Annotated in this window: 7 protein-coding genes and 1 pseudogene; 4 read left to right on the forward strand and 4 right to left on the reverse strand. The window is 43.0% G+C overall.

Features of this window, described 5'->3' with window-relative positions; all coding sequences use genetic code 11:
• The coding region (locus tag A3763_RS29600; protein ID WP_231872170.1) for a hypothetical protein at nt 1–190 on the forward strand (190 nt) is incomplete at its 5' end.
• A gap of 70 nt (nt 191–260) precedes the next feature.
• Nucleotides 261–968 carry an IS3 family transposase gene (locus A3763_RS10960; protein WP_255374958.1) on the forward strand — a complete coding sequence of 236 codons (708 nt, stop codon included), beginning with the start codon at nt 261–263 and terminating at the stop codon, nt 966–968.
• Between the two features lie 34 nt (nt 969–1,002).
• Here the strand turns inward: A3763_RS10960 and A3763_RS10965 are convergent, their stop codons facing one another.
• From A3763_RS10965 to A3763_RS10975, 3 genes and pseudogenes are all read right to left on the reverse strand, one after another.
• Nucleotides 1,003–1,293: a type II toxin-antitoxin system RelE/ParE family toxin gene (locus A3763_RS10965; protein WP_068509843.1), complete on the reverse strand. Its 291-nt coding sequence runs from the start codon at nt 1,291–1,293 to the stop codon at nt 1,003–1,005.
• Nucleotides 1,286–1,507 carry a hypothetical protein gene (locus tag A3763_RS10970; RefSeq protein WP_068509845.1) on the reverse strand — a complete coding sequence of 74 codons (222 nt, stop codon included), beginning with the start codon at nt 1,505–1,507 and terminating at the stop codon, nt 1,286–1,288. The genes A3763_RS10965 and A3763_RS10970 overlap by 8 nt, the downstream gene beginning before the upstream one ends.
• A gap of 514 nt (nt 1,508–2,021) precedes the next feature.
• Nucleotides 2,022–3,130 (reverse strand): annotated as a pseudogene (locus A3763_RS10975) (IS110 family transposase).
• Nucleotides 3,131–3,469: 339 nt separating this feature from the next.
• Between A3763_RS10975 and A3763_RS10980 the strand changes: the two are divergent.
• Both A3763_RS10980 and ptsP read left to right on the forward strand, forming a co-directional pair.
• Nucleotides 3,470–3,781 carry a putative quinol monooxygenase gene (locus A3763_RS10980; protein ID WP_068509848.1) on the forward strand — a complete coding sequence of 104 codons (312 nt, stop codon included), beginning with the start codon at nt 3,470–3,472 and terminating at the stop codon, nt 3,779–3,781.
• A gap of 387 nt (nt 3,782–4,168) precedes the next feature.
• Nucleotides 4,169–6,439, forward strand: coding sequence for a phosphoenolpyruvate--protein phosphotransferase (gene ptsP / locus A3763_RS10985; RefSeq protein ID WP_068553103.1), 2,271 nt, complete (start codon nt 4,169–4,171; stop codon nt 6,437–6,439).
• Nucleotides 6,440–6,514: 75 nt separating this feature from the next.
• Here the strand turns inward: ptsP and A3763_RS28590 are convergent.
• A partial coding sequence (locus tag A3763_RS28590) for a hypothetical protein (protein ID WP_197482884.1) occupies nt 6,515–6,827 on the reverse strand: 313 nt, incomplete at its 5' end.

Raw genomic sequence — 6,827 nt, forward strand, 5'->3', positions numbered from 1 at the left:
TGTCTCACGCACTGGTTACGCTAATTGGTGCAAGGGTTCTATCTGTGACCGCGATAAACGTCGACAACTAATGACAGCTAAAGTGTTGGATACCTATGAAGACTTTGAAGCTGGCTGCAGATTCTGGCCCATTCCGATCACTCATTCTGGTTTTAACCGATCATCATTTCTGGAACTTTTCGACCATTGATTCTGGTTTTATTCGATCACTTTTTCTGGATTTCCAGAATCAGTGATCAGATACCAGAATTGATGATCAGATACGCCGGAATACGCAAGCTGGCTATGGATCGAGAAGAATAGCGAAAGAGTTAAACGATCTTGGTTACCCTTGTTCAGAGAATTACATTGCTAACATTATGAAGTCTCAAGGCATTAGGGCGCGTAACGGTAAGGGTTTTAAATACAGCCGCCATAGCCTTACGATGGTAAACGTGTCTGAAAATATTCTATGGCGTGACTTTAACGCTAAACATCCAAATGAAAAGTGGACGACAGATATCACTTATATCTGGGTTAAGGATAAATGGCTTTATCTGGCTACTGTGATGGATTTATATTCACGTTGCATTGTTGGTTGGGCGCTTGATGAAACGATGACTGAGGCGCTCGTGACAAAAGCGCTAAGTGTTGCTCTCGCAAGAAGAAAACCTAAACCTGGCCTTATATTACACTCTGATCGCGGTGTTCAGTATCGCGCACAAGGTTATGTCGACTTTGTCGCGAATAGTCAGCTTAAGCAGAGTATGAGTCGTAAAGGAAACTGTTGGGATAATGCACCGATGGAATCTTTCTTTAGTCGACTAAAAGTTGAATTGATTTATGCAAAGAATTACCAGTCGATGGATGAAGCAAGAACAGGTATATTTACCTACATTGAAGTCTTTTATAATCGAAAGAGAAGACACTCAGCTATAGGGAATATAAGTCCTGTTGAATTTGAAAATCGAACTGCGTTAGTTGCGTAGTTATAACTGTCCACTTTTCGTGGGGCACACCAAACTAAAAGGTACGTTTGATATCCCTGTAGAAGTTTTCGTGTGAACCTAATGCCATCAACTCAAGGGTAAGTACACCTTCGTCATAGCTATAGCCAAGTAACGTAAGTTGCTTAATCATCTTAAATTTATAAACTCTAAGAAACGCAAGATCACCTCGTTTCTGCTCACCTAAAAGTGGGTCTTTAACAAGCTCTTTTACAGCATTATCCAAGTCTTTCTTCTGGTTAGGTTTTAATTTCTTTACTGCTTTTTTAAAAGTTGGCGTTTGTAAAATATTCTCAACTTTAGCCAAAGTCGTAGCGCTCCAACTTACCTGCTTCTTTTTCTGCTTGGGCAATAATGGCTTGCTTTACAAACTCATATGGCAAATCAGGGTTATCTTCCATCATTTCACCAATTTTTGCCCAATGTTCAATCTGCTTTGGTGGCGTCCTATTGTAAGCCTTAGCCATAATGGTGGCTTTTTCAATAAGATCTTGGTCTAATCTTACGCTATTAGTTGCCATAGTTAATGCTCCTGTAACAATCTGCATTAATTGTGGCATATTGCTACAAATAAATAAAGTTATAACCAACGGCTCAAACGGACTCCGTAACAGTCGCACCTTTTTTGTTCCAAAAAAGTCGCCACAGTTACTACGCCGTTTAGCCGGGCGTTGGTATGACTCCCCACGTCAAGCAAACTGCACAAATTCCTGCCGATAGCACGGCCAGAGTTTTTTCTTTTTTAGTCAACTTCTTTTGTTTAAGAAGCATTAGCGCATCAGATGAAGCAGATAATTTCGACGGTTATCATGCTGGTATTCGTGGGTTGCTCTTTTTTTAAAGAACCTATCCGACCTTACTTTTTACGTCGTGGTGTCTGTCTTCAGTCTATGCTCGTGGATCAATGCGATGAAGCTACATTGCCTACCTAACGCCGTCGGTGATTACACCACACTCGTTGCTTGACCCAATGCGCTAACGCTAAACTCATTAAGCTGGTACTCTTGATAAACGTGTTTTTGGGTCGACCTTAAGTCAAATGACTTCTCGTGATATCGACCAGATAAAGGCAATCATTTCACGGGCTATTGCGGTCACGACCACATTGTAATTTTGACCGCGCTTCATAAGCCTCTGATATCGTTTTCACAGCCTTAGTTGCGCTTGCCATGCTTGATCGATAATCTCCTTAGGTAGACCTTCCTGTCTTACCTGCATTTCTTTGGATATTCGTGCGCTATACCGATAGCTGTGCGCTCCCTCAATCAACAGTTTCTGACGCGTCCATTACCGCACTTTGTAATGCTGCCAAGTTTTCGTTTATCGCGACTAGAATGCTCACTCGGGGTGAGCCCGACATAGCTCATTAGCTTTCTAGGCGTATCAAATCGGCTTAGATCACCAAGCTCACACACTACGCCTGTTGCGATGAGGAGGCGTATTCCACGCATCGCTTGTATTGCTTTAACGACAGGATAGTAGCGCCACTTCTTAACTTGATGAGTGAGCTCGTTGTCGAGTCGTTTTAATCGCTTAGTGCGCTCATCAATAGTCTGAATCATTTCTTGTAAAACGATTTGCTGGCAAGGGTGCGGAAGCACCATTTCGGTTAGCCATCGCATATGTTTTAACGACCAGTTAGCGGTACCTGTATAACGTATATTATTCCTAAGCAGCATCGATTTAAGTTGATGCTTCGCATCGTTTAAATCTCGCATGGCTGCTTCTCGTGCGCGAGATAAGTCACGCACCGCTTCATCTTCGGGTTCAGGTACGTAGATTGGGTCAAGGTCATTGTTCTTCAGTAGTCGAGCGAGTTTCTGAGCGTCTCGTTTATCTGTCTTCACTCGCTCACCAGGTTTCTTGGGGATGAGAGATGGCGCGACTAAGAAACAGCAGTGACCAAGGCTGGTGAGAAGTCGATAAATCCAATAACCACAAGGGCCTGCTTCATAGACAAAGTGAAGTGTCGCATGCGGGTATTTCGATTGTAATTGTCGAGCAAGTTTTACAAAGCCTGCTTTGGTGGACTGAATGCGGCCTAGGTCGATAACTTCTGAGGTACGGTAATCAAGGGTATAAGCGACTTGAGTTTGTTCTTTGTGAGTATCTAAACCAATAAATAGTATGTTATCTTTTTGCATGGTGCTGGCCTCTAATTTATAGCGTAACAACTATAATATGGCTCGGCCTTTGCTAACCCACGAATTGGAGGTCAGCACTCTTTAGTGGGGAGTCATTATGTCTAAATGCAATAAGGGAAGTCGGCAATTGAGTAAAGAACTTTGAGCATTGTTGTTGTATTAGTTGTTTTAATTCTAATCGGGTTATTAGTTAGTCGTATCTTTACGAATCATAGAAACAAAGCTAATACCATTTGCTCTAATTGTGGTCATAACTTTGAGAGTACAACTGGAAAGTTAATTAAAGTATTAAGAGGCCCATCTCCTCTTTAAAATTAAACGAATGAATAAGGAAGTTCAATGAAAGCAAAAGTAGCAGTATTTGGATCATTAAGGTTTCCTCCAGATAATACCGAAAAAGTATTACCACACTTAAATGCTTTAGTTCGTAGCACTCACGAAAATGATGGATGCATTGCGTACGATGTTGCGGAAGATCCATTCGATAAGGGCTTAATTCGTTTTTCAGAGTTGTGGCCGAATCGTGAGAGCTTAAATGATCACCTAAGTGCGCCGCACATTAAACCATGGCGAGAGCAGGCTAAAAAATATGGGTTATCTGAGCGCGTATTTAATTCGTGTGATTTGTTATCAGACTCTGTTGCGGTATAGCCTCTAGTCACATAACCAATTATGCCAGCACCACCCATATAGTGCCTCGAACTGGGCTCTGTGTCGTTACATTTTCTGCTGATCACCTCTTGCCTGCTTTTTAAGCGTTATCGATTTAAGGCTCGTCTAATAAAATCGTCATGATCGTACTTATGTTGTTAGTTAAACCGCCCTCGAATATAGGGTTATGACGTTGATTAGATTCATTTACACCTGTATAGCGAGCTCGCACCGTCTTTTGGTGTGTTGCCTAATTATGCTCTTAGTGGTTTGATTTTTCTTCTGTAAGGCAATGTTTTTATTATTTTTTTCGACTTAGAAAAACTATATGGTGTAAAGTAAAGGTTTGGTATGTTGTCGTTTACGATGTTTTTATAGGAAGTATCTATGGAACCCTTACAAGCTCTCCGACGAATTTTTACAGAAGCTGAGGAACTTGAGTCAGCAGACGAATTGCTGAACCTGATTGTTGCCAGAGTCAAAGATGTAACCGGCTCGGACGTTTGTAGTATCTACCTTCAAGATGAGATACAGAAAGATTGGGTTCTTGTTGCTTCAGAAGGCCTTTCGAATAACGCGATTGGCTCCGTTCGTATGAAAACAGGTGAGGGCCTGGTTGGCTATATTTGTGAGAACCAGACGCTTTTAAATCTAGAGGATGGTTCTCAGAATCGTTACTACAGATACTTTCCGGAAACGGGAGAAGAGCATTTTTCCGGCTTTTTGGGTGTGCCAATTATTAGTTTTCGTCGCCTCATTGGCGTACTGGTTATTCAGTGTAAAGATAAACGGCTTTTTTCTGCTGAGGAAGAAGCTTTTCTAATTACGATAGCAGCTCAACTGGCAGGGCCTTTATCCTCAGTACTTAAGCAGGAGAGTTTGGCTGCGATTGTTAACAAGGATGTTAGTGATCAAATAAAAGTCAGCGGGGTAAAGGGGGCACCTGGCATTTCGATTGGGCTCGTTAAGGTTATTGCACCCTTTAAAGATTTAGCTTGCGTTGAAGAAGAGAGCGTGACTGATATTGACTCAGAGATCAGGTCTTTTCGTGACGCGATTGCATCTGTCAAGCTCGAGATCGAAGCAGGTGAAGACAAGCTGGCTTCATCTTTAACTCAAGAGGTTCAGGCTTTGTTTGGTGTATACCTGATGTTGCTTGAGAATGATGCCATCGTTGTCGATACAGAGACGCTAATCCAAGAGGGCTATTGTGCTTCTTACGCTTTGAAGCTCGTTATTGACCGCCATGCCAAGCAGTTTGAGTCGATGGATGATCCATACTTACGTGCTCGATCAGAAGATATCCGTCATTTGGGTTTGCGTATCTATGCCAGCATTAATGCGCATGACTTTAATGTCCAGCTGCCAAATGAACCCTTTATTCTGCTTTCAAAGAATTTAAGCATCGCCGATATTGCTGAATATGCGAATCAAAATTTGGTTGGCTTGGTATGCGTGGATGGCTCGGTTTTATCTCATGCGGCCGTTCTGGCCAGTGCTCTCGGCATTACCGCAATCATGGGTGTCGGTGATCTTAATTGGTCAAAGGTTGAGGGTAGTGTTGCTGTCATGGATGGTTATAGAGCGCAGGTCATTTTTAATGCCTCGCCTCAAATGCAGCGGGAATATCAAAGGCTGGCAGCACAAGAAAACCGATTGATGTCAGGGCTTGATAAGCTTAAGGATAAGCCCGCCGAGACCAGTGATGGTTATCGTATCAATCTTTATGCGAATACAGGTTTGCTTGCCGATTTATCTCCAGGGCTAGAGAGAGGCGCAGAAGGAGTAGGCTTATACCGTTCTGAAATTCCTTTTATGCTGCATGAAACATTTCCAACCGAAGATGAGCAAACTGCTGTTTATCGGAAAATTTTAGAGGCTTATGCGCCGCGCTCTGTTTACATGCGCACCCTTGATATAGGTGGTGATAAAGCTTTGCCGTACTTCAGCTTTGAGGAAGATAACCCTTATCTGGGTTGGCGTGGTATACGTTTTACACTTGATAATAGTAGTATTTTTCTGGCTCAGATTCGAGCGTTACTTCGTGCAAACCTTGGGATTGGCAATATGAAAATTATGTTGCCGATGGTTAGCCGTGTAGAAGAAGTGGATGCGTTCAGAGAGTTGCTTGACCAAGCAGTGGCTCAGCTACTTGCAATGGGGCTTAAAGTTGCAAAGCCAAGCGTGGGTATAATGGTAGAGGTGCCAGCAGCAATGATGGCCCTGCCACACCTATCAAAGCGAATTGACTTTATATCTATTGGTTCTAATGATCTAACGCAGTACCTACTTGCAGTGGATAGGAATAATCCGAAGGTCTCTGACTTATATAACTTTCTAAACCCGGCGGTATTGGCAAGTATTAATCATATTGTATGTACTGCTCAATCCCGTCGACTTAAGGTGTCTTTGTGTGGTGAAATGGCCTCTGACCCTGTAGCGGTTATTTTACTACTTGGAATGGGGATCAATACACTAAGTATGAGTGCCTTTAATATTCCCAAGGTTAAGTGGGTAATTCGTTCGTTTTCGCATAAGAAAGCCAGGCAGCTTCTAACAAAAGCGCTGAATCTCGAAAATGAAAGCTGTATACGTGAGATGCTTGAGGATGAGCTCGAGAGTGCTGGTTTGGGGGGCTTGATTCGAGCGGGGGCTTAGCGTTTGCGCAAATAAAAAATCCCTTTTAAAGAGCTGGCGCGCATTAAGAGGGATTCGATAAGTGCTTTTAGTCTTCTAGAACTGTAGGAAGTTGCTTGCGATGGCTCCAATGGCAACGACAAGTGATACCACTGCAATCATATTCGCCTTCTTGGCTTGCTGAACATAAGGCTGCATATCTTGCTGAACTTGGATTTGTGCCTGTGCGGCACTTACTTTCGCTGCGACGGCCTCGGCAGCACTGCTCGCGGCTTTTTCACCCATAGCGGTTCCTGCTTCGGCGCCAGTCTGGGTTGCTATATCTTTTATTTGCTGTAGTGCAGCAGGGGAAAGATCGGCACGACTTTCAATCAGGTCTCTAACTGCTTTGATCTCTGCAGTGATCTGG

The sequence above is a fragment of the Oleiphilus sp. HI0128 genome, assembly GCF_001635365.1.

Bases quoted from the DNA above. Each gene is read 5' to 3' on its own strand.
- A3763_RS10970 (WP_068509845.1), bottom strand. From the start codon at position 1,507: ATGGCAACTAATAGCGTAAGATTAGACCAAGATCTTATTGAAAAAGCC.
- A3763_RS10980 (WP_068509848.1), top strand. From the start codon at position 3,470: ATGAAAGCAAAAGTAGCAGTATTTGGATCATTAAGGTTTCCTCCAGAT.
- ptsP (WP_068553103.1), top strand. From the start codon at position 4,169: ATGGAACCCTTACAAGCTCTCCGACGAATTTTTACAGAAGCTGAGGAA.